Annotated in this window: 22 protein-coding genes; 14 read left to right on the top strand and 8 right to left on the bottom strand. The window is 71.3% G+C overall.

The window, feature by feature from the left end:
* Positions 1–4: 4 nt before the first annotated feature.
* Positions 5–2,557 carry an immunoglobulin I-set domain protein gene (locus ACQEV8_RS14270; protein WP_432960119.1) on the top strand — a complete coding sequence of 851 codons (2,553 nt, stop codon included), beginning with the start codon at positions 5–7 and terminating at the stop codon, positions 2,555–2,557.
* 1 nt (position 2,558) lies between these two features.
* Here the strand turns inward: ACQEV8_RS14270 and ACQEV8_RS14265 are convergent, their stop codons facing one another.
* Together ACQEV8_RS14265 and ACQEV8_RS14260 are read right to left on the bottom strand one after the other, a co-directional pair.
* Positions 2,559–3,902, bottom strand: coding sequence for an MFS transporter (locus ACQEV8_RS14265; protein ID WP_432960117.1), 1,344 nt, complete (start codon positions 3,900–3,902; stop codon positions 2,559–2,561).
* A 213-nt stretch (positions 3,903–4,115) separates the two neighbouring features.
* On the bottom strand, positions 4,116–4,919 hold the full coding sequence (locus ACQEV8_RS14260; protein WP_432960115.1) for an IclR family transcriptional regulator: 804 nt from the start codon (positions 4,917–4,919) through the stop codon (positions 4,116–4,118).
* A 144-nt stretch (positions 4,920–5,063) separates the two neighbouring features.
* Here ACQEV8_RS14260 and ACQEV8_RS14255 point away from each other — a divergent pair, with 144 nt between their 5' ends.
* The 9 genes from ACQEV8_RS14255 to ACQEV8_RS14215 all read left to right on the top strand — a co-directional run bounded on the left by ACQEV8_RS14255 (position 5,064) and on the right by ACQEV8_RS14215 (position 12,935).
* Positions 5,064–5,960, top strand: coding sequence for a 5-dehydro-4-deoxyglucarate dehydratase (locus ACQEV8_RS14255; RefSeq protein ID WP_432972687.1), 897 nt, complete (start codon positions 5,064–5,066; stop codon positions 5,958–5,960).
* Positions 5,957–7,246, top strand: a complete 1,290-nt coding sequence (locus tag ACQEV8_RS14250; RefSeq protein ID WP_432960113.1) for a glucarate dehydratase family protein — start codon at positions 5,957–5,959, stop codon at positions 7,244–7,246. Before ACQEV8_RS14255 ends, ACQEV8_RS14250 begins: the two co-directional genes overlap by 4 nt.
* Before the next feature lie 81 nt (positions 7,247–7,327).
* Complete coding sequence (locus ACQEV8_RS14245) at positions 7,328–8,461, top strand: carbohydrate kinase family protein (protein ID WP_432960111.1); 1,134 nt, start codon at positions 7,328–7,330, stop codon at positions 8,459–8,461.
* Between the two features lie 173 nt (positions 8,462–8,634).
* The gene (locus ACQEV8_RS14240) at positions 8,635–9,702 is read left to right on the top strand and encodes a PhoH family protein (protein ID WP_432960109.1); all 1,068 of its coding nucleotides are present in this window, start codon (positions 8,635–8,637) and stop codon (positions 9,700–9,702) included.
* Positions 9,703–9,716: 14 nt separating this feature from the next.
* A complete protein-coding gene (gene ybeY, locus ACQEV8_RS14235; RefSeq protein ID WP_184592507.1) occupies positions 9,717–10,214 on the top strand; it encodes an rRNA maturation RNase YbeY in 498 nt (165 codons plus the stop codon).
* An 8-nt stretch (positions 10,215–10,222) separates the two neighbouring features.
* Positions 10,223–11,527: a hemolysin family protein gene (locus ACQEV8_RS14230; RefSeq protein ID WP_432960107.1), complete on the top strand. Its 1,305-nt coding sequence runs from the start codon at positions 10,223–10,225 to the stop codon at positions 11,525–11,527.
* Entirely contained in the window at positions 11,524–11,883 is a 360-nt protein-coding gene (locus tag ACQEV8_RS14225) for an MmcQ/YjbR family DNA-binding protein (protein ID WP_432960105.1), read from the top strand. Before ACQEV8_RS14230 ends, ACQEV8_RS14225 begins: the two co-directional genes overlap by 4 nt.
* A gap of 36 nt (positions 11,884–11,919) precedes the next feature.
* A complete protein-coding gene (locus ACQEV8_RS14220) occupies positions 11,920–12,273 on the top strand; it encodes a cytidine deaminase (protein WP_432960103.1) in 354 nt (117 codons plus the stop codon).
* Between the two features lie 185 nt (positions 12,274–12,458).
* On the top strand, positions 12,459–12,935 hold the full coding sequence (locus tag ACQEV8_RS14215; RefSeq protein WP_432960101.1) for a hypothetical protein: 477 nt from the start codon (positions 12,459–12,461) through the stop codon (positions 12,933–12,935).
* Positions 12,936–12,959: 24 nt separating this feature from the next.
* On the opposite strand, the gene ACQEV8_RS14210 is transcribed toward ACQEV8_RS14215, so the two are convergent.
* Both ACQEV8_RS14210 and ACQEV8_RS14205 read right to left on the bottom strand, forming a co-directional pair.
* Positions 12,960–13,298 carry a P-II family nitrogen regulator gene (locus tag ACQEV8_RS14210; RefSeq protein WP_215121499.1) on the bottom strand — a complete coding sequence of 113 codons (339 nt, stop codon included), beginning with the start codon at positions 13,296–13,298 and terminating at the stop codon, positions 12,960–12,962.
* A complete protein-coding gene (locus ACQEV8_RS14205) occupies positions 13,295–14,602 on the bottom strand; it encodes an ammonium transporter (RefSeq protein WP_432960099.1) in 1,308 nt (435 codons plus the stop codon). Before ACQEV8_RS14205 ends, ACQEV8_RS14210 begins: the two co-directional genes overlap by 4 nt.
* 172 nt (positions 14,603–14,774) lie before the next feature.
* Here ACQEV8_RS14205 and era point away from each other — a divergent pair, with 172 nt between their 5' ends.
* Positions 14,775–15,737 carry a GTPase Era gene (gene era, locus ACQEV8_RS14200; RefSeq protein WP_432960097.1) on the top strand — a complete coding sequence of 321 codons (963 nt, stop codon included), beginning with the start codon at positions 14,775–14,777 and terminating at the stop codon, positions 15,735–15,737.
* Between the two features lie 38 nt (positions 15,738–15,775).
* Here the strand turns inward: era and ACQEV8_RS14195 are convergent, their stop codons facing one another.
* On the bottom strand, positions 15,776–16,219 hold the full coding sequence (locus tag ACQEV8_RS14195) for an ATP-binding protein (protein WP_432960095.1): 444 nt from the start codon (positions 16,217–16,219) through the stop codon (positions 15,776–15,778).
* Between the two features lie 237 nt (positions 16,220–16,456).
* Between ACQEV8_RS14195 and ACQEV8_RS14190 the strand changes: the two genes are divergently transcribed.
* From ACQEV8_RS14190 to ACQEV8_RS14180, 3 genes are read left to right on the top strand one after another with little or no spacing between them, the layout of a single operon-like run.
* Positions 16,457–17,329 carry a helix-turn-helix domain-containing protein gene (locus ACQEV8_RS14190; protein WP_432960093.1) on the top strand — a complete coding sequence of 291 codons (873 nt, stop codon included), beginning with the start codon at positions 16,457–16,459 and terminating at the stop codon, positions 17,327–17,329.
* Positions 17,326–17,577 carry a DUF397 domain-containing protein gene (locus tag ACQEV8_RS14185; RefSeq protein ID WP_189723446.1) on the top strand — a complete coding sequence of 84 codons (252 nt, stop codon included), beginning with the start codon at positions 17,326–17,328 and terminating at the stop codon, positions 17,575–17,577. Before ACQEV8_RS14190 ends, ACQEV8_RS14185 begins: the two co-directional genes overlap by 4 nt.
* Positions 17,578–17,628: 51 nt before the next feature.
* The gene (locus tag ACQEV8_RS14180; RefSeq protein ID WP_432960091.1) at positions 17,629–18,441 is read left to right on the top strand and encodes an SAM-dependent methyltransferase; all 813 of its coding nucleotides are present in this window, start codon (positions 17,629–17,631) and stop codon (positions 18,439–18,441) included.
* On the opposite strand, the gene ACQEV8_RS14175 is transcribed toward ACQEV8_RS14180, so the two are convergent.
* The 3 genes from ACQEV8_RS14175 to ACQEV8_RS14165 are packed head-to-tail and all read right to left on the bottom strand — an operon-like array spanning position 18,431 to position 21,161.
* Positions 18,431–19,753 (bottom strand): GH1 family beta-glucosidase, encoded by a 1,323-nt coding sequence (locus tag ACQEV8_RS14175; RefSeq protein ID WP_432960089.1) that lies wholly within the window; start codon positions 19,751–19,753, stop codon positions 18,431–18,433. The genes ACQEV8_RS14180 and ACQEV8_RS14175 overlap by 11 nt on opposite strands.
* A 58-nt stretch (positions 19,754–19,811) precedes the next feature.
* Entirely contained in the window at positions 19,812–20,078 is a 267-nt protein-coding gene (locus ACQEV8_RS14170) for a protealysin inhibitor emfourin (protein WP_391097442.1), read from the bottom strand.
* Between the two features lie 21 nt (positions 20,079–20,099).
* The gene (locus tag ACQEV8_RS14165; protein WP_432960086.1) at positions 20,100–21,161 is read right to left on the bottom strand and encodes a M4 family metallopeptidase; all 1,062 of its coding nucleotides are present in this window, start codon (positions 21,159–21,161) and stop codon (positions 20,100–20,102) included.
* Positions 21,162–21,191 lie beyond the last annotated feature (30 nt).

Genomic DNA, 21,191 nt, shown 5'->3' with positions numbered 1-21,191 from the left:
GCTCATGCAGCACAGACGCCCGGCGGCGCTGCTCGGCGTCGCCGCCCTGGTGGCCGCCTCGGTCGCCGTGGGCGCCGGCACCGCCGCGCAGGCCGCCGACACCCCCAGGACGGGCCTCGGCAAGAACGGCCAGAAACTCACCGTCTCGGCCTCCGCGAACCTCGACCCGGACGGGGAGACCCTGCGCGTCACCGGCTCCGGCTACGGCACCGCCAAGGGCATCTACGTCGCCGTGTGCAAGGACAACGGCGACAACCGCATCCCCACCCCCTGCCTGGGCGGCGCCGACCAGAGCGGCGGCAGCGGCGCCTCGAAGTGGATCGTCCCCGAGGGCGATGCCAACGAGGGCCCGCTCACCGAGACCTTCGGCGACGGCGGCACCTTCGACGTCGAGATCGAGGCCGAGGCAAAGGACGGCGGTCTCGACTGCGCCCAGGTCCGCTGCTCGGTCGTCACGCGCGTCGATCACCGGGCCGCCGGTGACCGCTCCCAGGACGTCCGGATCCCGATCACCTTCGAGGGCCAGGACCCCGGTGGCGGCGACGGCGACGGCGTGGACGTCCCGGCGGGCACCGTCGGTTACGCGCGCTCCGCCGAGATCACCACCGTCGGCCGGCCCAACGCCCTGCTGCTGCACCCCGATTCCGGGAAGCTGTACGTCGGCTCCGACAACATCCCCGACACGGCGGACGTCAACGAGGCGGGCCTGTACGTACTGAACCCCGGGGACGGCAAGCTGCTCAGCCATGTCGCCCAGGCCCCCGGCTCCACCGGAACGATGCAGCCCCGCGCGGTGCAGCGGATCATCGCCCCGATCGACGGTGACGGGGTCGTCTTCCAGTACCCGGTGCGCGGCATCGGCACCGCCAAGGACGGCGACTCGGCGGCGAAGGGCGTCTGGCCGCCCGGCGGCGCGGTCACCGGGGCCGCTCCGGGCATCGGCGCGGACAGCGTCCTGATCTCTCAGGGCGCCGCCCTGTCCGAGGTGGAGACCGCCACCGGGGCCGTCCGGCGGACCGTCACCCTCGACGGCGGGGGCGACCTCGCGGCCGACACCGCCCGTAAGACCCTCTGGTCCGCCGAGGCCACCGGCGGCAAGCTCCGCCGTGTCGACGCCGGGTCTTTGGCCGTGACTGCCGAGGCCGCCCTGCCCGGGGAGATCCTCGCCTTCGTCGAGGTGGATCCCGAGACCGGCAACGTCTGGGTGGGGACGGGCTCTTCGGTGCTCGTGTACGACAAGGACGCGAAGCTCCTGACGACCCTCAAGGGCGAGGACCGGCCCACCGCGGTCGCCTTCGACAAGACCACGGGTGAGGCCTTCGTTCTCCGTGAGGACTACGGCAGCGCGGAGGACGGCGCGGACAACAACGGCGTCCTGGAGGTGTACGACAGCGTCACCTTCCAGCAGGCTGCCGTGCCCGTCGCCCTGCCCGGCAGCCGGGCGGGCGGCTTCGGCGGCGTGGCCGTGACTCCGGGTGCCGGTTCCGTCTATCTGACCCACCAGGCGGAGAGTTCGGTCCTCCGGTTCGACCGCCGGGTCTCGCCCAAGGTCACCCGGTCCCCGACCGACCAGACCGTGGCCCCGGGCGACAAGGTCACCTTCGTCGCGGCGGCCGAGGGCACTCCGGAACCGTCCGTGCGCTGGCAGGTCAGCACCGACGGCGGCCAGACCTGGTCCGCGATCGAGGGCGCGACGCGCACCTCCTACTCCTTCACGGCGCGGGCGGGGCAGAACGGCTACCGGTACCGCGCCGAGTTCGAGAACACCGCCGGTACCACCCGCACCTCTCCGATCTCCCTGACGGTGAAGGAGGCCGGGGGCGGTCCCGGGGGCGGTGACAGCGGTGAGGACACCGAGCCGTCCGGCACCAGGACCGTGACCGGTCCGAACGGGCAGAAGCTCACCGTCACCCCGGTCAACCATCTCTCCACCGAGGACCAGACCCTCAAGATCACCGGCTCCGGCTACGACGTGAAGAAGGGCGTCTACGTCGCCCTGTGCGTCGACAACGGGGAAGGTGAACTGCCCACCCCCTGCATCGGCGGCGTCGACATGTCCGGCACCTCGCACTCGTCGGCGTGGATCTCCTCCAACCCACCTGACTACGGGCAGGAGCTGGCGATCCCGTACGGCAAGGGCGGCACCTTCGAGGCCGAGCTGACGGTGGACGCCAAGGACGAGTACACCGACTGCTTCAAGGCCACCTGCGTCCTGGCCACCCGCGCCGACCACACCCTCTCCGGCGACCGCTCCCAGGACGTCAAGGTCCCGGTCGCCTTCGTAGGCCAGGACCCGGTGGGCACCGACGGCGGAAACGGTGGGGGACCCGGGGGCGGCACCGGTGGCGGCGGCACGGACGGTGGTACCGCTGCGACGGGCGGCGCGGGCGGCGGCGGTGGTGCCGGTGGCGGCACCGGGACGTCGGCCGCCGGTTCCTCCGGCAGTCTCGCCTCCACCGGCGTCACCGTCCTGACGGTGGCCGCGCTGGCGGCGGCCCTCACGGCGGCGGGCTGGTTCGTGCACCGGCGAGCCCGCACGGGCGGCACTCTCGGCTGACCTACCGGGCTCCGGACCCCGGTGCGGCACCCGCCTGCCGGGGTCCTGCCTTGTCGTAGGCCCGCTGGGTGGGGATGGCCGCGGCCTCCACGGCGATCTCCACGACCGGCTGTTCCGGGGCGCCGATCTCGGGGACCGCGCCGTGGGGCGCGCCCGTGGCGGCGGCGACCAGGGCGGCCGGGTGGCCGCCGCGGCGGCGGATCGCGCCGGGCAGCAGCGGGCGCCCGCCGGTGTGCAGGGCGACGGCGGTCATCGGCACGGCGATGACCAGCAGTCCTGCGGCCAGGATCGCGCCCATGACCGGGAATCCGGCCTGCGCCGACAGCACACTGCCGGTGAGCGGTCCGGCGGCCGTGCCCAGCGAGGACGCCGAGCCGACCAGCACCGCCCAGCGGCCGCGCGGGTCGAGCGAGGCGGCGAGCCCGATCAGATACGACAGCACCACCGGGTACATCGTGTTCCAGGCGATCTCGCCGGCCGCGAAGCTCTTCAGGTCGCTCGAGGAGGCGCTGAGCGCGATACAGCCGGCGATGAGGACCGTGCCCGCCCCGATCGGCACCGCACGACCCAGTCGCGCCCCGAGCACGCCCGCCATCAGGACACCGGTCAGTCCGGCCACCAGCGCCACGGCGAAGACGGCACCGACGGTGGCCTCGCTCAGCCCGGCCTGGTCGAGGCCGATCCGTCCGCTCACGCCCCACAGGGAGTTCTGGGCGAGCGACCAGCACAGCATGGCGGCGGCCAGCACCAGTCCCGAACGGGCGTGCGGCAACCGGGCCTTGTCGTGCCGGGCGGTGGGTGTGGCGGGCACACCGGCCGGGAGACGGCCGGTCAGCGGCCACACGACCAGGGCGGTGAGGGCGATCGCGGCCAGCGGCAGGCCGTGCCCCGGGCCGAGGTGCGGGACCGTCAGATACACGGCACCCGCGAGGGCGGAGACGGTCAGCAGTCCGGCGGTGGAGGCCCGGTGGGGGTCGCGCTGTCCGGCGATGAGGGTGGCGGCGACGGTGGTGGCCGTGCCGGATCCGAAGCCGCCGACCATAGCGCCCGCGACGACGGCGGGGACGGCGGTGGTGAGCGCGGCACCGCCGTAGCCGAACAGGGCCAGGGCGAGCCCGATCCGGGCGAGGGTGCGGGCGCCGATCCGCTCCACCCGTGAGGCCAGGGCGAATCCGGCGGCGGCCGAGCTCAGCAGCAGCGCACTGCCGACGGCGCCGGCCTGGGTGGCGGAGAGCGGAAGACCCGAATCGAGCCTGCCGACGGTGGTCGGCAGCAGATACGGAGCGAGGTACCCGGCCGTGAAAAGGGCGACGAGGGACCAGGGAGTGGTGCGGGGGGCGAACACGGGCGTTCCCAGGGCATGCGAAAGGGCGGAGAAGAGGGGGATTGGGCGACGACCGTCGACGGACAGGAACGCGCGGGCAATTTGTATCAAGCAAGTAGTCGAACGCGTGAACCGAGAAGATGTGATCTGGGACACGTTGCGTTTGGGGCAAGGAGCTCCGGGTAGAAGTGCGCTTTTTGCTCACGCCGGTGGCCCTTCACCGGCGGGTTTCGGCTAACGCCAGTGCACCGATCCGCCGCCCGCCGGAACCGTCGCCTCGGCCTTCACCCGGATCTCCCGCATCACGGCGACGATCCGCTCCTCATGCTCCGGAGTGAGCCGGGCGACCGGCACCGAGCAGCTGATCGCGTCCAGCGCGGGGGAGTCGTAGCGCAGGGCGAACCCGAAGCCGACGATCCCGCTCACGCCCTCCTCCCGGTCCACGGAGTGGCCACGGGCCCGGACTCGCGCGAGATCGGCCGCCAGGGACTCCCGGCTCGTGTGCGAGCTGGGGGTCAGCGCCTCGTACGGCCCCTCGGGCAGCTCCTCGTCCGGGCGTTCCGCCAGCAGCGCTTTACCCAGGGCCCCGACGTGCGCGGGCAGCCGGCGCCCCACCCGGCTGATCGTGCGCAGGTACTCGTGCGACTCCCGCGTCGCCAGATAGGCCACGTCCCGGCCGTCCAGGCGCCCCATGTGGATGGTCTCGCCGAGCGCCTCGGACGCCTCGTCGAGACAGGGCCGTACGGCCCGGACCCGGGGGTCGGAGTCGAGGTAGCTCGTGCCGGTGAGCAGGGCGTGGATGCCGATGCCGTACAGGGAGCCGGTGACGTCGGTGCGGACCCAGCCGCGTGAGATCAGGGTCTGGAGCAGCGCGTACATCGAGCTGCGCGGCACGCCGAGTTCGTCGGCCAGCTCCTGCAGCCGGGCCGGGCGGTCGCCGCGTGCCGCGAGGAGTTCCAGCAGCTCGACCGTGCGCGCCGCGGACTTCACTTCGCGGACGCCTCCGGTGTCTGAGCGGACGCCCCCTGTGTCTGACATGAGCCGATGGTAATCGGGTGGCCTCGGGCGGTTGACGTTCGCGTATCCAACCGTCATTCTCATATATAGATGACGTCTACATAAGGAGATGCCGTGAGTGCTGGCGCTGGACCGGAAGCGGTCGCGCAGCGGCTGCGGGACGGCATGGCCGGTGGCGTGCTGTCGTTCCCGCTGACCAGCTTCCGCGACGACGGCACCCTCGACCCGGACGGCTTCCGCTCCTACGTCGCGGAGCGGCTCGCCGCCTCGCCCGGCGCCGTCTTCCCCGCCTGCGGCACCGGCGAGTTCTTCTCCTTGGATGAGGACGAGTACCGGCAGGTCGTCACCCTCACCGTCGAGGAGGCGGCGGGCCGCGTCCCCGTCGTGGCCGGCATCGGATACGGCTGGGCGCAGGCCGTCCGGTTCGCGCGCATCGCCGAGGACGCCGGCGCCGACGCGCTCCTCGTGCTGCCGCACTACCTGGTCGCCGCCCCGCAGGACGGCCTGGTCGCCCAGCTCGAACAGATCGCCGCCCGCACCCGGCTGCCGCTGATCGCCTACCAGCGCGGCCAGGTCGCCTTCACCGCCGAGTCGCTCAAGCGCGTCGCGGCCCTGCCGAACGTCATCGGCCTCAAGGACGGCCACAGCGACCTCGACCGGCTGCAGCGCCTCACGCTCGCCGCCCCCGAGGACTTCCTGTTCTTCAACGGCGCCGCCACCGCCGAGATCCAGGCCCGCGCCTACGCCACCGTCGGCGTCCCCGCCTACTCCTCCGCCGTGCACGCCTTCGCCCCCGAGATCGCCGGCGCCTTCTTCGCCGCCCTGCGCGACGGCGACCACGGCACGGTCGACAAGCTGCTGCGCGACTTCTACGTCCCCCTCGTCGAACTGCGCGACCGCGTCCCCGGGTACGCCGTGTCGCTGGTGAAGGCGGCGGCCCGGCTGCGCGGCCACCCGGTCGGGCCGGTCCGCGCCCCGCTCACCGACCCCTCCGACCGCGACCTCGCCGAGCTCTCCTCCCTGCTGAGCGCCGGCCTCGACCTCGTAGGAGCCACCCTGTGAACCTCGCCATCACGGACGTACGGCTGACGCCGATCCTGGTCGCGGACCCGCCGCTGCTGAACACGCAGGGCGTGCACCAGCCGTACACGCCCCGGCTGATCGTCGAGGTCGTCACGGCCGACGGGGTCACGGGCGTGGGGGAGACCTACGGCGACGCCAAGTACCTGGAGCTGGCCCGCCCCTTCGCCGAGCGGCTGAAGGGGCACCAGGTCAGCGATCTGAACGGCCTGTTCACACTCGCGGACCAGGTCGCCGTGGACCGCTCCCGGGTCGAGAACGCCGTCGACGTCGGCGGGCTGCGCGGCGTCCAGACCGCCGACAAACTGCGGCTGTCCGTCGTCTCCGGCTTCGAGGTCGCCTGTCTCGACGCCCTCGGCAAGGCCCTCGGGCTGCCCGTGCACGCGCTGCTCGGCGGCAAGGTGCGCGACGCCGTCGAGTACAGCGCCTACCTGTTCTACAAGTGGGCCGACCACCCGGAGGGCGTCCCGGCCGAGAAGGACGACTGGGGCGCCGCCGTCGACCCGGCGGGTGTGGTGGAACAGGCCCGGCGGTTCAAGGAGCGCTACGGCTTCACCTCCTTCAAGCTCAAGGGCGGCGTCTTCCCGCCCGACGAGGAGATCGCCGCCGTACGGGCGCTCGCCGAGGCCTTCCCGGGGCATCCGCTGCGGCTCGACCCCAACGGCGCCTGGTCCGTCGAGACGTCGGTCAGGGTGGCACGGGAGCTCGGGGAGGTCCTGGAGTACCTGGAGGACCCCGCGCTCGGCACGCCCGCCATGGCCGAGGTCGCCGAGCGGACCGGTGTGCCGCTCGCCACCAACATGTGCGTGACGACCTTCGCCGAGATCAAGGAGGCGTTCACGCGGGGAGCCGTGCAGGTCGTCCTCTCCGACCACCACTACTGGGGCGGACTGCGCAACACCCAGCAGCTCGCCGCCGTCTGCCGCACCTTCGGCGTCGGGGTGTCGATGCACTCCAACACCCACCTGGGCATCTCGCTCGCCGCGATGACCCATGTGGCGGCCACCGTCCCCGACCTTCACCACGCCTGCGACTCCCACTACCCCTGGCAGTCGGAGGACGTCCTCACCGAGCGGCTGACCTTCGAGGGCGGCAAGGTCGCGGTGCCTGACGCGCCCGGCCTCGGCGTGGAGCTCGACCGAGAGCGCCTCGCCGAACTGCACCGGCGCTGGCTGGACGACGACGGCGCGCTGCGGGACCGCGACGACGCGTCGGCCATGCGGATCGCCGACCCGGAGTGGGTGACGCCCTCGATGCCCCGCTGGTAGGACATGACGGAGTGATCGGCGTCACGTTGTCGGTGGTGTGGTGCAGACTGGCCTGATCCGCACCACGTCAGGGAGCGCACCGTGATCGCGTCCACCGCCCCGGCCGGAAAGGGCCCGAGAAAGGGATCGCACCGCCAGACCCAGGTCGATCCCCTCGCCCCGCTGCGCATGCCGGACGACCCGCCCTGGGACGTCTATCTCACCGGCACCGTCTTCCTCGACATCATCTTCACCGGGCTCGACTCCGCCCCGGTGCGCGGGACCGAGTCCTGGGCACGCGGGATGGGGTCGAGCCCCGGCGGCGTCGCCAACATGGCCACCGCGTTGGCCCGCCTCGGCCTGCGCACGTCCCTCGCGGCGGCCTTCGGCGACGACCACTACGGCGACTACTGCTGGGACGCCCTGGAGCACGGCGAGGGCATCGACCTCTCCCCGTCGCGGACGGTGCCCGGCTGGCACTCCCCGGTGACCGTCTCCATGGCGTACGAGGGGGAGCGCACGATGGTCTCGCACGGCCATGAGCCGCCCCCGGAGGAACCGGCCCCCGAGTGCCCGCCCCGCGCCCGTGCCGCCGTCGCCTCCCTCGCACCGGGCGTGAGCGCGCCCTGGATCGCCCAGGCCGCGAGCAAGGGCACCCGGGTCTTCGGCGACGTCGGCTGGGACGACACCGGCGCGTGGGACCTGGCGGCACTGCCCGACCTGCGGCACTGCGAGGCCTTCCTGCCGAACGCGCAGGAGGCGATGCGCTACACGGGCGCCGACTGCCCCCGGGCCGCGGCGCACGCCCTGACCGAGTACGTGCCGCTCGCGGTGGTCACGCTCGGGGCGGACGGGGCGTACGCGGTGGACCGGCGCACCGGGGAGACGGCGGAGGTACCGGCCATCGAGGTCGAGGCCCTCGACCCGACAGGGGCCGGGGACGTCTTCGTCGCCGGGTTCGTGACCGGGACGCTGGCGGACTGGCCGCTCGCGGACCGGCTGGCCTTCGCCGGGTTGACCGCGGCGCTGTCGGTGCAGGAGTTCGGCGGGTCGTTGTCGGCGCCGGGGTGGTCGGAGATCGCGGGGTGGTGGCGGAAGGTGCAGTCGGTCCAGGGACAGTCGGCGACGGCGTTGCGGCGGTACGGGTTCTTGGCGGGGCTTGTGCCGGAGAAGCTCGTGCGGCCCTGGCCGTTGCGGAGGGCCGTCCCTACGATCGGGTTCCGCCGCTCGGCGTGACGTCCAGGCCTGCTCGGGGCTCCGGGGCAAGGGAAACCGTCGCCTCGGTTTCCAACCCCACCCCTAAAAGCCCTACGGCGTTGTCAGTGCTCCGTCGTACCCTTGGAATCGCGAGGCCGCCCTCAGCTACGCGGCCGTGACGAGGAGGAACCGCAGGCCTTAAGCGCCGGCCCATGACTCAGACACCCACAGCTCACACCCCCGCGCAGGAGCGGGCGAGAGCGCAGTTCACCGTCCCCGCCCAGCACCCCATGGTGACCGTGCTGGGGTCCGGCGACAGCCTCCTGCGCGTGATCGAAAAGGCCTTCCCGGCGGCCGACATCCACGTCCGGGGCAACGAGATCAGCGCGGTCGGCGACCCAGCGGACGTCGCCCTCATTTCGCGCGTGTTCGACGAGATGATGCTCGTGCTCCGCACCGGGCAGCCGATGACGGAGGACGCAGTGGAACGCTCGATCGCCATGCTCAAGGCGAGCGAGAACGGGGAGAGCGACGGCCAGGAGACCCCGGCCGAGGTGCTCACGCAGAACATCCTGTCCTCGCGGGGCCGCACGATCCGCCCCAAGACGCTCAACCAGAAGCGCTACGTGGACGCGATCGACAAACACACGATCGTCTTCGGCATCGGCCCCGCCGGCACCGGCAAGACCTACCTGGCCATGGCCAAGGCCGTCCAGGCCCTGCAGTCCAAGCAGGTCAACCGCATCATCCTGACCCGCCCGGCGGTCGAGGCCGGCGAACGCCTCGGCTTCCTCCCGGGCACGCTCTACGAGAAGATCGACCCGTACCTGCGCCCGCTCTACGACGCGCTGCACGACATGCTCGACCCGGACTCGATCCCGCGGCTGATGGCGGCGGGGACCATCGAGGTCGCGCCGCTGGCGTACATGAGGGGCCGTACGCTCAATGACGCCTTCATCATCCTGGACGAGGCCCAGAACACGAGCCCCGAGCAGATGAAGATGTTCCTCACCCGCCTCGGCTTCGAGTCGAAGATCGTGATCACAGGAGACGTGACGCAGGTCGACCTCCCGAACGGCACCAAGAGCGGTCTGCGGCAGGTGCAGGAGATCCTGGAGGGTCTGGACGACGTCCACTTCTCCCGGCTGTCGTCGCAGGACGTGGTCCGGCACAAGCTGGTGGGCCGTATCGTCGACGCGTACGAGCAGTACGACACCGAGCACGGCACCCAGAACGGCTCGCACAAGAGCCGCGGCAAGTCCGCGCCCAAGGGGAAGTAGACAAGCACCACACCATGTCGATCGACGTCAACAACGAGTCCGGCACCGAGGTCGACGAGCAGGCGATCCTCGACATCGCCCGCTACGCGCTCGCTCGGATGCGCATCCACCCGCTCTCCGAGCTCTCGGTGATCGTCGTGGACGCCGACGCCATGGAGCAGCTCCACATCCAGTGGATGGACCTCCCCGGCCCCACGGATGTCATGTCCTTCCCGATGGACGAGCTGCGCCCGCCGTCCAAGGACGAGGACGAGCCGCCGCAGGGGCTGCTCGGCGACATCGTGCTCTGCCCGGAGGTCGCCACCAAGCAGGGCGCCGAGGCCGACACGCAGCACTCCATGGACGAGGAGCTCCAACTGCTCACCGTCCACGGGGTGCTGCACCTGCTGGGCTATGACCACGAGGAACCGGACGAGAAGGCCGAGATGTTCGGCCTCCAGGCGGCCATCGTGGACGGCTGGCGCTCGGAGCGGGGCCTCACCGGCCCGTCCCCCGCGCCGACGGTCTCGTAGAGCCGCCGATGAATCCGCAACTCGCCCTGGGCGCGGTCGCCCTGGTCGTCGTGGCCTGGCTCGCCGCCTGCGCGGAGGCGGGCCTCGCACGCGTCTCCAGCTTCCGCGCCGAGGAGGCCGTACGCGTCGGCAGGCGCGGCAGCGCCAAGCTCTCCCAGGTCGCCGCCGACCCGACCCGCTATCTGAACGTGGCGCTGCTGGTGCGCGTCGCCTGCGAGATGGCCGCCGCCGCGCTGATCACCTACGGCTGCCTCCAGGAGTTCGACGGCACCACCGAGGCCCTCCTGGTCGCCATCGCGGTCATGGTCCTCGTGTCGTACGTCGCCGTGGGGGTGTCCCCGCGCACCATCGGCCGCCAGCACCCGCTGAACACGGCGACGCTCTCGGCGTACGTCCTGGTGCCGCTGGCCCGGATCATGGGCCCGATCCCCTCGCTGCTCATCCTCATCGGCAACGCGCTCACCCCCGGCAAGGGCTTCCGCCGCGGTCCCTTCGCCTCCGAGGCGGAGCTGCGCGCGCTGGTCGACCTCGCCGAGAAGGAGTCCCTCATCGAGGACGAGGAGCGCCGCATGGTGCACTCGGTCTTCGAGCTGGGCGACACCCTCGTCCGCGAGGTCATGGTCCCGCGCACGGACCTGGTGGTCATCGAGCGTTTCAAGACCATCCGCCAGGCCCTCACCCTCGCCCTGCGTTCCGGCTTCTCCCGCATCCCGGTGACCGGCGAGAGCGAGGACGACATCGTCGGGATCGTGTATCTGAAGGACCTGGTCAGAAAGACGCACATCAGCCGCGACGCCGAGTCCGAGCAGGTGTCCACGGCGATGCGCCCGGCGTTCTTCGTGCCCGACACCAAGAACGCGGGCGACCTGCTGCGCGAGATGCAGAAGGAGCGCAACCACGTCGCGGTCGCCGTCGACGAGTACGGCGGCACCGCCGGCATCGTCACCATCGAGGACATCCTCGAGGAGATCGTCGGCGAGATCACCGACGAGTACGACCGCGAACTGCCGCCGGTGGAGGACCTCGGCAAGGACCGCTTCCGGGTCACGGCCCGGCTCGACATCGGCGACCTGGGCGACCTGTACGGCCTGGAGGAGTTCGACGACGAGGACGTCGAGACGGTCGGGGGTCTGCTGGCGAAGGCGCTGGGCCGGGTCCCCATCGCGGGCGCGTCGTCCGTCGTCGCCCTGCCCGACGGCCGGGAACTGCGCCTGACGGCGGAGGCCGCGGCCGGCCGGCGCAACAAGATCGTGACGGTGCTCGCGGAGCCGGTGGAGCCCGCGGACGCCGCCCAGGAGGAGAAGCCGGAATGACCCCGCAGGAGCTGCGCGCGTTCTGCCTGTCCTTCAACGCGGCGGTGGAGGACTTCCCCTTCAGCCCGGAGATCTCGGTCTTCAAGATCCAGGGCAAGCTGTTCGCCCTGTCGCATCTCGACGAGCGGCCCCTGAAGGTCAACCTCAAGTGCGACCCGGACGACGCGATCCGGCTGCGCGGCGAGCACGAGGGCCTCGTCGTCCCCGGCTGGCACATGAACAAGCGGCACTGGAACACGGTCACGGCCGACGGAGACCTCCCGGACCAGCTGGTCCGGGAGCTCGTCGAGGACTCCTACGATCTCGTGGTCGCGGGCCTGCCGCGGGCGGACCGCCTCCGCCTCGACCGGCCCTGAGACCGGGCCGGGGCAGTCGCTACGTATGCTCGGATCATGACCGACAGCAGCGCGCTCGACCCCGAGGACCGCAAGATCGTCACCTTGGCCCGTTCCGCGCGGGCCCGCAACGGTGTGCCCGAGGGGGCGGCCGTACGGGACGAGACCGGACGTACGTATGTCGCGGGGACCGTGGCCCTCGACTCCCTGAAGCTCAGTGCCCTGCGGACGGCGGTGGCGATGGCGGTGGCCTCGGGGGCGAGGTCGCTGGAGGCGGCGGCGGTGGTGACGGAAGCGGAGTCGCCCACTGCCGAGGACCGGGCGGCGGTACGGGATCTCGGCGGGGCGGAGACGCCGGTGTTGGTGGCCGGGCCCGACGGTACGGTCAGGGCCACCGTGACCGCCGGCTGACGTGTTGGCCGAAATTCGCTGTAACCGGCGGTAATTAGGCCAGTTTTCAACCTTGCCGCCGCCTGCCCCACACGCATCAATGGAACCGTCAGTTCCGACGGACCGTCAGGTTCGACTCTCGGCAGTGTGTCCGCATCCATGTGCCGAGCGGTCCACCCCCCCCACGGAAACGGAGCCGGAATCCCATGAGATGCAAGCGAATCGGAGCAGGTGCGGCACTGGCGGCCGGGGCCCTCGCGGTCAGCGGGCTCGCCTTCGCCCCCGCCGCTCTCGCCGTGACCCCCCAGACGGCAACGATCAGCGCGGACTGCGGCACCTTCGGCAGTGGCGAGGCCACGCTCACGGCCACGCAGAACGGCACCGCCGCCACCCTCACCGTCAAGTCCTCGGCGATCACCGCGCCGATCGCCCTGGGCGCGGACTCGATCGCGTCCTCGCTCACCCTGGTGAAGTCCGGCGGCGGCACCGTCGCCTTCACCGGCACGGAGAACCCGGCGATGGCCGCCGGCGCCCCCGTCGAGGTCGGCCCCCTCAGCGGCACCGTGGCCTCCGGCGACAGCCTGGAGGCCTTCGGCGGCTCGCTGAAGATGACCGTCTTCGGCATCACCATCACCTGCACGGCGACCGGGCCGCAGTCGCCGGGCCCGTTCGTGTTCGACTGAGACCGAAGCGACGCGGCCCCGGTGTCAGAGCGCGTCGGGGCCGCGCTCGCCCGTCCGCACCCGCACGACGGTGTCGACGGGCAGCGCCCACACCTTCCCGTCGCCGATCTTGCCGGTGTGCGCGGCCCTGACGACCGCGTCGATGACGGCCTCGGCGTCCGCGTCCTCGACGACGACCTCGATACGGACCTTCGGCACCAGGTCGACCTGGTACTCGGCGCCGCGGTACACCTCGGTGTGGCCGCGCTGCCGGCCGTAGCCGCTGGCCTCGGTCACGGTCAGGCCGTGCACGCCGAGTTCCTGCAGGGCGTTCTTGACCTCGTCGAGGCGGTACGGCTTGACGATCGCGGTGATGAGCTTCATGCCTGGGGGGTGACCTTCTGGGCGTGGGGGACGACGGAGGAGGAGACCGGGGCGCCGTGGCCCAGGACCCCGTGATCGTAGGCCGTCTCGGCGTGCACCGTAAGGTCCAGGCCGGTCTGCTCCTGCTCCTCGCTCGCGCGAAAGCCCATGGTGACGTCGATCAGCTTGCCGATGCCGTACGTCACGGCGAACGCGTACACCGCCACCACGACCACGGCCAGCAGCTGCTTGCCGAGCTGGGCGAGGCCGCCGCCGTAGAGGAGGCCCTCGGCGCCGCCGGTCATCGAGTCGACGGCGAAGACGCCGATGAGGAGCGTGCCGATGACACCGCCGACCAGGTGGACTCCGACGACGTCGAGGGAGTCGTCGTAGTTCAGCTTGAACTTCCAGCCGACGGCGTAGGAGCAGACGGCACCGGCGGTGAGGCCGACGACCAGGGCGCCGAGCAGGGAGACCGAGCCGCAGGACGGGGTGATGGCGACCAGGCCCGCGACCGCGCCGGACGCGGCGCCCAGGGTGGTGGGGTGGCCGCGCTTCTGCTCGACGAAGAGCCAGCCGAGCAGGCCGGTGCAGCCCGCGGCGAGGGTGTTGAGGAACGCGGCGGCCGCGAGGCCGTTGGCGCCGAGGGCGGAGCCGGCGTTGAAGCCGAACCAGCCGAACCAGAGCAGACCGGCGCCCAGCATCACCATGGGCAGGTTGTGCGGGCGCATGGAGTCCTTCTTGAAGCCCAGCCGCGGGCCCAGGACCAGGCACAACGCCAGTCCCGAGGCACCGGAGACGATCTCGACGGGCAGACCGCCGGCGAAGTCGAGGGCGCCGAGCTTCTCCAGGATCCAGCCACCCGGGCCCCACACCCAGTGCGCGACCGGAACGTATACGAGCAGCGCCCACACCGGTACGAAGACCAGCCAGGCCCCGAACTTCGCCCGGTCGGCGACCGCACCGCTGACCAGCGCGGCCGTGATGATCGCGAAGGTGAGCTGGAAGGTGGCGAAGAGGAGTGTGGGCACCGTCCCCTGGACGCTGTCCGGGCCGAGGCCGCTCATGCCGATGTGGTCGAGGCCGCCGATGAGACCCCCCGCGGCGTCCTCGCCGAAAGTGAGGGAGAATCCGGCCGCCAGCCACACCACCGTCACCAGGGCGATCGACACGAAGCTCATCATCAGCATGTTGAGCACGCTCTTCGTGCGGACCATGCCGCCGTAGAAGAGGGCCAGGCCGGGAGTCATCAGCAGGACGAGGGCGGTGGCGGCGAGCAGCCAGGCGGTGTCGCCGGTATCGGCGCTTGCGGCGGCCAAGGACACGGTGTCTCCAACGGGGTGGGGCTCCGGGGGCTCGTCAGAGGTTCACCGCCGTCCGTTTCCGGTTGCGTACGGGTGTGTTTCCATGACGTTTCGTTGCGTGAGGGTTTCCGGGAGCTCACGAGTCGGCCGGTGTTCGGGCGCCTGTGCGGCGGGGCTCTGTGGATCAGGGAGAATGGGCGCCATGAGCGTTCGTACCCAGTCATCCGAAGAGTCGGCCGAAGCTGTCCACAGGGCCGGCTTCGCCTGCTTCGTGGGCCGTCCCAACGCGGGCAAGTCCACCCTCACGAATGCTCTGGTCGGCCAGAAGGTGGCGATCACGGCGAACCAGCCGCAGACGACGCGGCACACCGTGCGGGGCATCGTGCACCGCCCGGACGCGCAGTTGATCCTGGTCGACACCCCGGGGCTGCACAAGCCGCGCACACTGCTGGGCGAGCGGCTGAACGACATCGTGCGCACGACGTGGGCCGAGGTGGACGTGATCGGCTTCTGTCTGCCGGCGAACGAGAAGCTCGGCCCCGGCGACCGCTTCATCGCGAAGGAACTGGCGTCCATCAAGAAGACGCCGAAGATCGCGATCGTCACGAAGACCGACCTGGTGGACAGCAAGACGCTCGCCGAGCAGCTCATCGCGATCGACCAGCTCGGCAAGGAGCTCGGCTTCGAGTGGGCGGAGATCGTCCCGGTGTCGGCGGTCGGCGATCAGCAGGTGAGCCTGCTGGCCGACCTGATCGTCCCCCTCCTGCCGGAGGGCCCGGCGCTCTACCCCGAGGGCGACCTCACCGACGAGCCCGAGCAGGTCATGATCGCGGAGCTGATCCGGGAGGCCGCGCTGGAGGGCGTCCGCGACGAGCTGCCGCACTCCATCGCCGTGGTCGTCGAGGAGATGCTGCCCCGCGAGGACCGCCCCGCCGACAAGCCCCTCCTCGACATCCACGCCTTCGTCTACATCGAGCGCCCCAGCCAGAAGGGCATCATCATCGGCCCCAAGGGCAAGCGCCTGAAGGACGTCGGCATCAAGTCCCGCAAGCAGATCGAGGCGCTGCTCGGAACACCCGTGTTCCTCGACCTCCATGTGAAGGTCGCGAAGGACTGGCAGCGGGATCCCCGGCAGCTGCGCAAGCTGGGGTTCTGAGAGGCCTCTCCGCGTCATGTCTGAGGGGCCTCACCGCCCTATAACGCCCTCGCCAGGCTCGCCCACACCGCGTTGCCGCCCGTGAGGGACGAGCGGGTGATGCCCCAGCTCTCCGCTATCTCCCGGACGAGCAGCAGGCCGCGGCCGTTCTCGTCGTCGAGGCCGGGACAGCGGTCGGGGATGCCGCGGCCCGAGAGGTCGCCGTCGTGCACCTCCAGACGGAAGCGCTCGTCGGGCATCAGCCCGACGCCGCACAGGATCCGCTCACTGAGCGTGTGCAGCACGGCGTTGGTCACCAGCTCGGACACCAGCAGAACGGCGTTGGCGCACGCCTCGTCGGGCACTTGCCAGGAGGTCAGCCGTGCCTGCGTGTCATGGCGGGCCACTCTGACGCTGGTCCGGTGGGGCGGTAGTTCCAGCCAGTGCGTACGGCCCGGGCGCACCGCGTCCAGGAAACGGGGGGAAGTCGTGTGGGGGGACACGGCGGTCGCCTTCCGTGGGGGTGGGAAGGGGCGAGGCGGACAACGGACCGGCCGGAAAAGGGGAGTGGGGGGTTCCGGCGCCCTGGTCACACAAGTAACTATGCTCGCAGAGCAGTTCACGCTGCAACCATCTCCCTGATAATTTCAAACGGAACGCATCGCACCGCTCGGATGCCCGGCATGACGATCAAGTCCCCGCCGGCCTTGCGCCGATGACGACCCCTCAGGAGGTACGGCGTGAACGACGCGCGATCAGGCACCGGCGCCGGCGCACCCACCGTTCTCCGCATGATCCTCGGCCGCCGCCTCCAGGAAGCCCGGCAGCACGCGGGCCTCACCCTCGACGACGCGGCCAAGACCCTGCGCGTGACCCCGCTGACCATCCGCCGCCTCGAGAAGGCCGAGGTCGGCCTGAAGATCCTCTACGTCGAGAAGCTGCTGGAGACCTACGGCGCCGGACGGCAGGAGATCGACGAGTTCGTCACCCTGGCCGAGCGGGCCAACGAGCCCGGCTGGTGGAACCCGTACCGCGATGTGATGCCGTCCTGGTTCACCGCCTACGTCAGCCTGGAGACCGGCGCGAGAACGCTGCGCACCTATGAGCCGCAGTACGTCACCGGCCTGCTCCAGACGCCCGGGTACGCGCGTGCCGTGCTGGGCGGAGGCTTCCCGAACGACGACGAGGAGGACCTCCGGCGGCGCGTGGAGCTGCGGCTGCGCCGCCAGAGCCTGCTCACCAGGCAGGACGCGCCCACGCTCTGGGTGGTGATGGAGGAGGCCGTACTGCACCGCGTGGTGGGCGGCCCCGAGGTGATGCGGGAGCAGATCGACCGGCTCCTGGAGGCCTCCGAGCTGGAGCACGTCAGCGTCGACATCGTGCCGTTCGCCGCGGGCGCCCACGTCGGGGCGTGCGCGCCGTTCACCTACTTCCGGTTCGAGGAGCGGGAGCTGCCCGACATCGTCTACAGCGAGATCCTCTCCGCCTCCGTCTACCTCGACCAGCGGGCCGACGTCGTGGCCCATCTGGAGGCGCACAACCGGCTGTCTCTGAAGACCTCGTCCGCGGACAGCAAGGCGCTGTTGAACCGCATGCGGAAGGAGTACGCATGACCATCGCCGAGGGCACCGTCTACAACGGGATGCCCGCGTCGGACCTGGGGGAGCAGGGCTGGGAACGGCCCTGGAGCGGTCCGAACGGGGGGCAGTGCGTGGAGGCCAAGCAACTCGCCGACGGCCGCGTGGCGGTCCGGCAGTCCACGGATCCGGCCGGTCCCGCGCTGATCTACACGCCCGAGGAGATCACCGCGTTCGTCGCGGGGGTCAAGCAGGGCCTCGCCGACCATCTGACGGCTCACTGAAGCCCCACTGGGCCGACTCGCACCACCACCCCCACCGAGAGGCACCCCCCCATGAGCAACTCGCAGGCCGCGCGGGACATAGACACCAGCAGGCCGCACTCCGCCCGCATGTACGACTACTACCTCGGCGGCAAGGACCACTTCGAGGTCGACAAGCAGGCGGCCGAGCGGGTCGCCGAGGCCTACCCGGCCATCTTCGTGTGCGCCCGGGAGAACCGGGCCTTCATGCACCGGGCCACCCGGGTCCTCGCCCGCGAGCACGGCATCCGCCAGTGGCTGGACATAGGGACCGGCATCCCCACCGAGCCCAACCTGCACCAGGTCGCCCAGTCCGTGGTCCCCGACGCCCGGGTGGTCTACGCCGACAACGACCCCCTCGTCCTCAAGTACGCCGAGCGCCTGATGCGCAGCTCCGCCGAGGGCCGTACGACGTACATCGAGGCGGACGTCAACGACCCCCAGGCGCTGCTGAACGCCCCCGAGCTGGCCGAGATCCTGGACCTGAGCCGCCCGGTCGCGCTGTCCCTCAACGCCCTGATGCACTTCGTCACCGACGCCCAGGACCCGTACGGGATCGTGCGCCGTCTGCTGGACGTCCTGCCCTCGGGCAGCGCCCTGGCGCTGAGCCACTGCACGCCCGACTTCGACGCCCCCACCTGGCAGAAGGTCACCGACATCTACACCTCGGCCGGGACGCCGGTGCGGTTCCGCTCCCAGGCGGACGTCGCGCGCTTCTTCGACGGCCTGGACCTGCTGGAGCCGGGCGTCACGGTGGGCCACCGCTGGCGCCCGGACCCCACCGACGGCGACACCCCGACGGACGCCGAGGTCAGCCTCTGGACCGGCGTGGGCATCAAGCCGTAGCGCCCTGGGCCTTCAGCAGCTCCCGGTACCAGCGGTACGACGACTTCGGGGTCCGCTCCTGGGTCCCGAAGTCGACATGGACCAGTCCGAAGCGGCGTGCGTAGCCCTCCGCCCACTCGAAGTTGTCGAGCAGGGACCAGACGAAGTAGCCGCGCACGTCGACGCCCGCCTCCAGCGCCCGGTGCAGCGCCCGGACATGGCCGTCCAGGTAGGTGACGCGGTCCTGGTCGTCGACGCCCGGGTACGAGCAGCCGTTCTCGGTGATGACGACGGGCGGGAGCCGGTCGCCGTAGCGGTCGCGGAAGCCGGTGAGGAGTTCGGTGAGGCCCTCGGGCACGACCGGCCAGCCGAAGTCCGTGACCGGGTGGCCTTCGATCTCCCGGACGGAGAAGGGCAGTTCGGCGGGCATGGAGACACCGCCGAACTCGATCTCCGTGCCCTGCGGGGCGCCCACCCGGGTCGGCGCGTAGTAGTTGACGCCGTACCAGTCGAGCGGCTCGGCGATCACCTTCAGGTCGGCCTCGACGTCCCCGGGCATCAGCTCGCCGATGCCGTCCGGGTACCGGCCCAGCAGCAGCGGGTCCGCGAAGAGGCGGTTCAGCAGCAGGTCGTAGAACTCGGCCGCCTCCACGTCCGGCGCCTCGGTCGAAGCCGCCCAGGTCGGGCCGTGCGAGTTGGCGACGCCGATGTCCGTGGCACCCGAGGCGCGCAGGGCCCGTACGGCCAGACCGTGGGCCAGCAGCTGGTGGTGCGCGACCGGCAGCGCGTCGAACAGCAGCTTCCTGCCCGGTGCGTGCACGCCCAGGGCGTGGCCCAGCAGGGTGTGCTCGGCGGGCTCGTTCAGGGTGATCCACTTGGTCACCCGGTCGCCGAGGCGGTCGGCGACCAGCGACACGTACTCGGCGAAGCGTTCCGCCGTGTCCCGCTCCAGCCAGTCCAGATCCGCCGGCAGGTCCCAGTGGAACAGGGTCGGCACCGGGCGGACGCCCGCCGCGCACAGGTCGTCCACCAGCCGGTCGTAGAAGTCCAGGCCCTTCTCGGAGCGCACCCGCGGCCAGGAGACCGAGAAGCGGTACGCGTTCACACCCAGCTCCGCCAGCAGCGCCACGTCCTCGCGGTGGCGGTGGAAGTGGTCGCAGGCCACCGCCGCCGTCGAGCCGTCCTTGATCCGCCCGGGCTCGGCCGTGAAGGCGTCCCACACGGACGGCTCACGGGTGTCCGCCGCGCCCTCGATCTGGTGCGCCGAGGTGGACACGCCCCAGAGGAAACCGGCCGGGAAGCGGGGGATCGGGTTGCCTGCGTCAGTCGCCATGCGCTGGATCATCCGTACCGGCGGTAACGGAAGTCAACGGCCAGGTGCGCAGGACCTGTTAAGCCCCTTCCTTCAGGACCCGCGAGATCAGCTTGCGCTGCTCGTCCGTCAGCCGGGGGTCCGAGCAGTAGACCGTCTTGCCGTCCACCGTGATCTGGTAGCTGAAACCGTCCGGCACCCCGACCGGCGGGGTGCCCCGGCCGGCGGCCACGGCCTGCTCGGCCAGGGCGTGCCACTCGGCGGCATCCGGGCGGCCCGAGGTGTCCACCTCGGCAAACCGCTCGATGCCCGCGAACCCGCCCGTGCGCCTCACCTGAATCCGCATGGCACCTGTTCTAGTACGGAACTACAGGGTCCGCACCCCGACCTGCTCCCAGGCCTTCGACACGGCGTCCAGCTCCTCCCCGTCGCCGAAGCGCTCCCGGGCGGCCTTGACGGTGAGCGTGGCGAAGTCGGTGAACATCGCCTTCTCCTTCAGCTCGCCGCCGGTCAGCACGTCGTACCAGACCTGTCCCGCGCGCTCCCAGGCGTGTCCGCCGAGGGCCGTGGCCGCGAGGTAGAAGGCGTGGTTCGGGATGCCCGAGTTGATGTGGACACCGCCGTTGTCGCGGCCGGTGCGGACGAAGTCGTCCATGGTCGCGGGCTGCGGGTCCTTGCCGAGGACGTCGTCGTCGTACGCCGTGCCCGGCTCCTTCATGGAGCGCAGCGCCACGCCCGTCACCCGCGGGGCGAGCAGGCCCGCGCCGATCAGCCAGTCGGCCTCGGTGGCGGTCTGGCCGAGCGTGTACTGCTTGATCAGTGCGCCGAAGACGTCCGACACGGACTCGTTCAGCGCGCCGGGCTGGCCGAAGTAGGTGAGGTTCGCGGTGTACTGCGTGACGCCGTGGACGAGCTCGTGGCCGATGACGTCGATCGGGATGGTGAAGTCGAGGAAGATCTCCCCGTCGCCGTCCCCGAAGACCATCTGCTCGCCGTTCCAGAAGGCGTTGTTGTAGTCGCGGTCGTAGTGCACCGTCGCGTCCAGCGGCAGGCCGTTCCCGTCGATCGAGTCGCGCTGGTACGCCGTGAGGAGCAGCTCGAACGTCGCGCCGAGACCGGCGTAGGCGCGGTTGACCGTGGCGTCCTTGCCGGGCTTGTCGCCCTCGCCGCGGACCTTGTGGCCGGGCAGGTCGGTGCCGTGCCGGGCGTCGTGGACCGTGCGCTGCGGCTTGCCGTCGGCGACCGAGGCGACGGCACTCGCGCCGATGACCGTGGTGAGGCGGCGCTGGGTGCGCTCGTAGGCGTCGCGCTGCAGGGTGCGGCGGGCGGGTCCGGCCAGCGCGGGGTCCTCGGCCTGGGAGAGCTTGTCGAGGACATGGGGCGGAACGATGGTGCAGAAGACGGGCTCGAAGCCCCCGTGAGTCGTCATGCCTGGCACCTTTGCACTGCGTGACGAGCC

It is taken from the genome of Streptomyces sp. CA-179760, from assembly GCF_050937045.1.
In the GTDB taxonomy this organism is placed as follows: domain Bacteria; phylum Actinomycetota; class Actinomycetes; order Streptomycetales; family Streptomycetaceae; genus Streptomyces.
The sequence above is the reverse complement of the archived record's forward strand: the minus strand, read 5'-3'. Positions and strand labels throughout refer to the sequence as shown.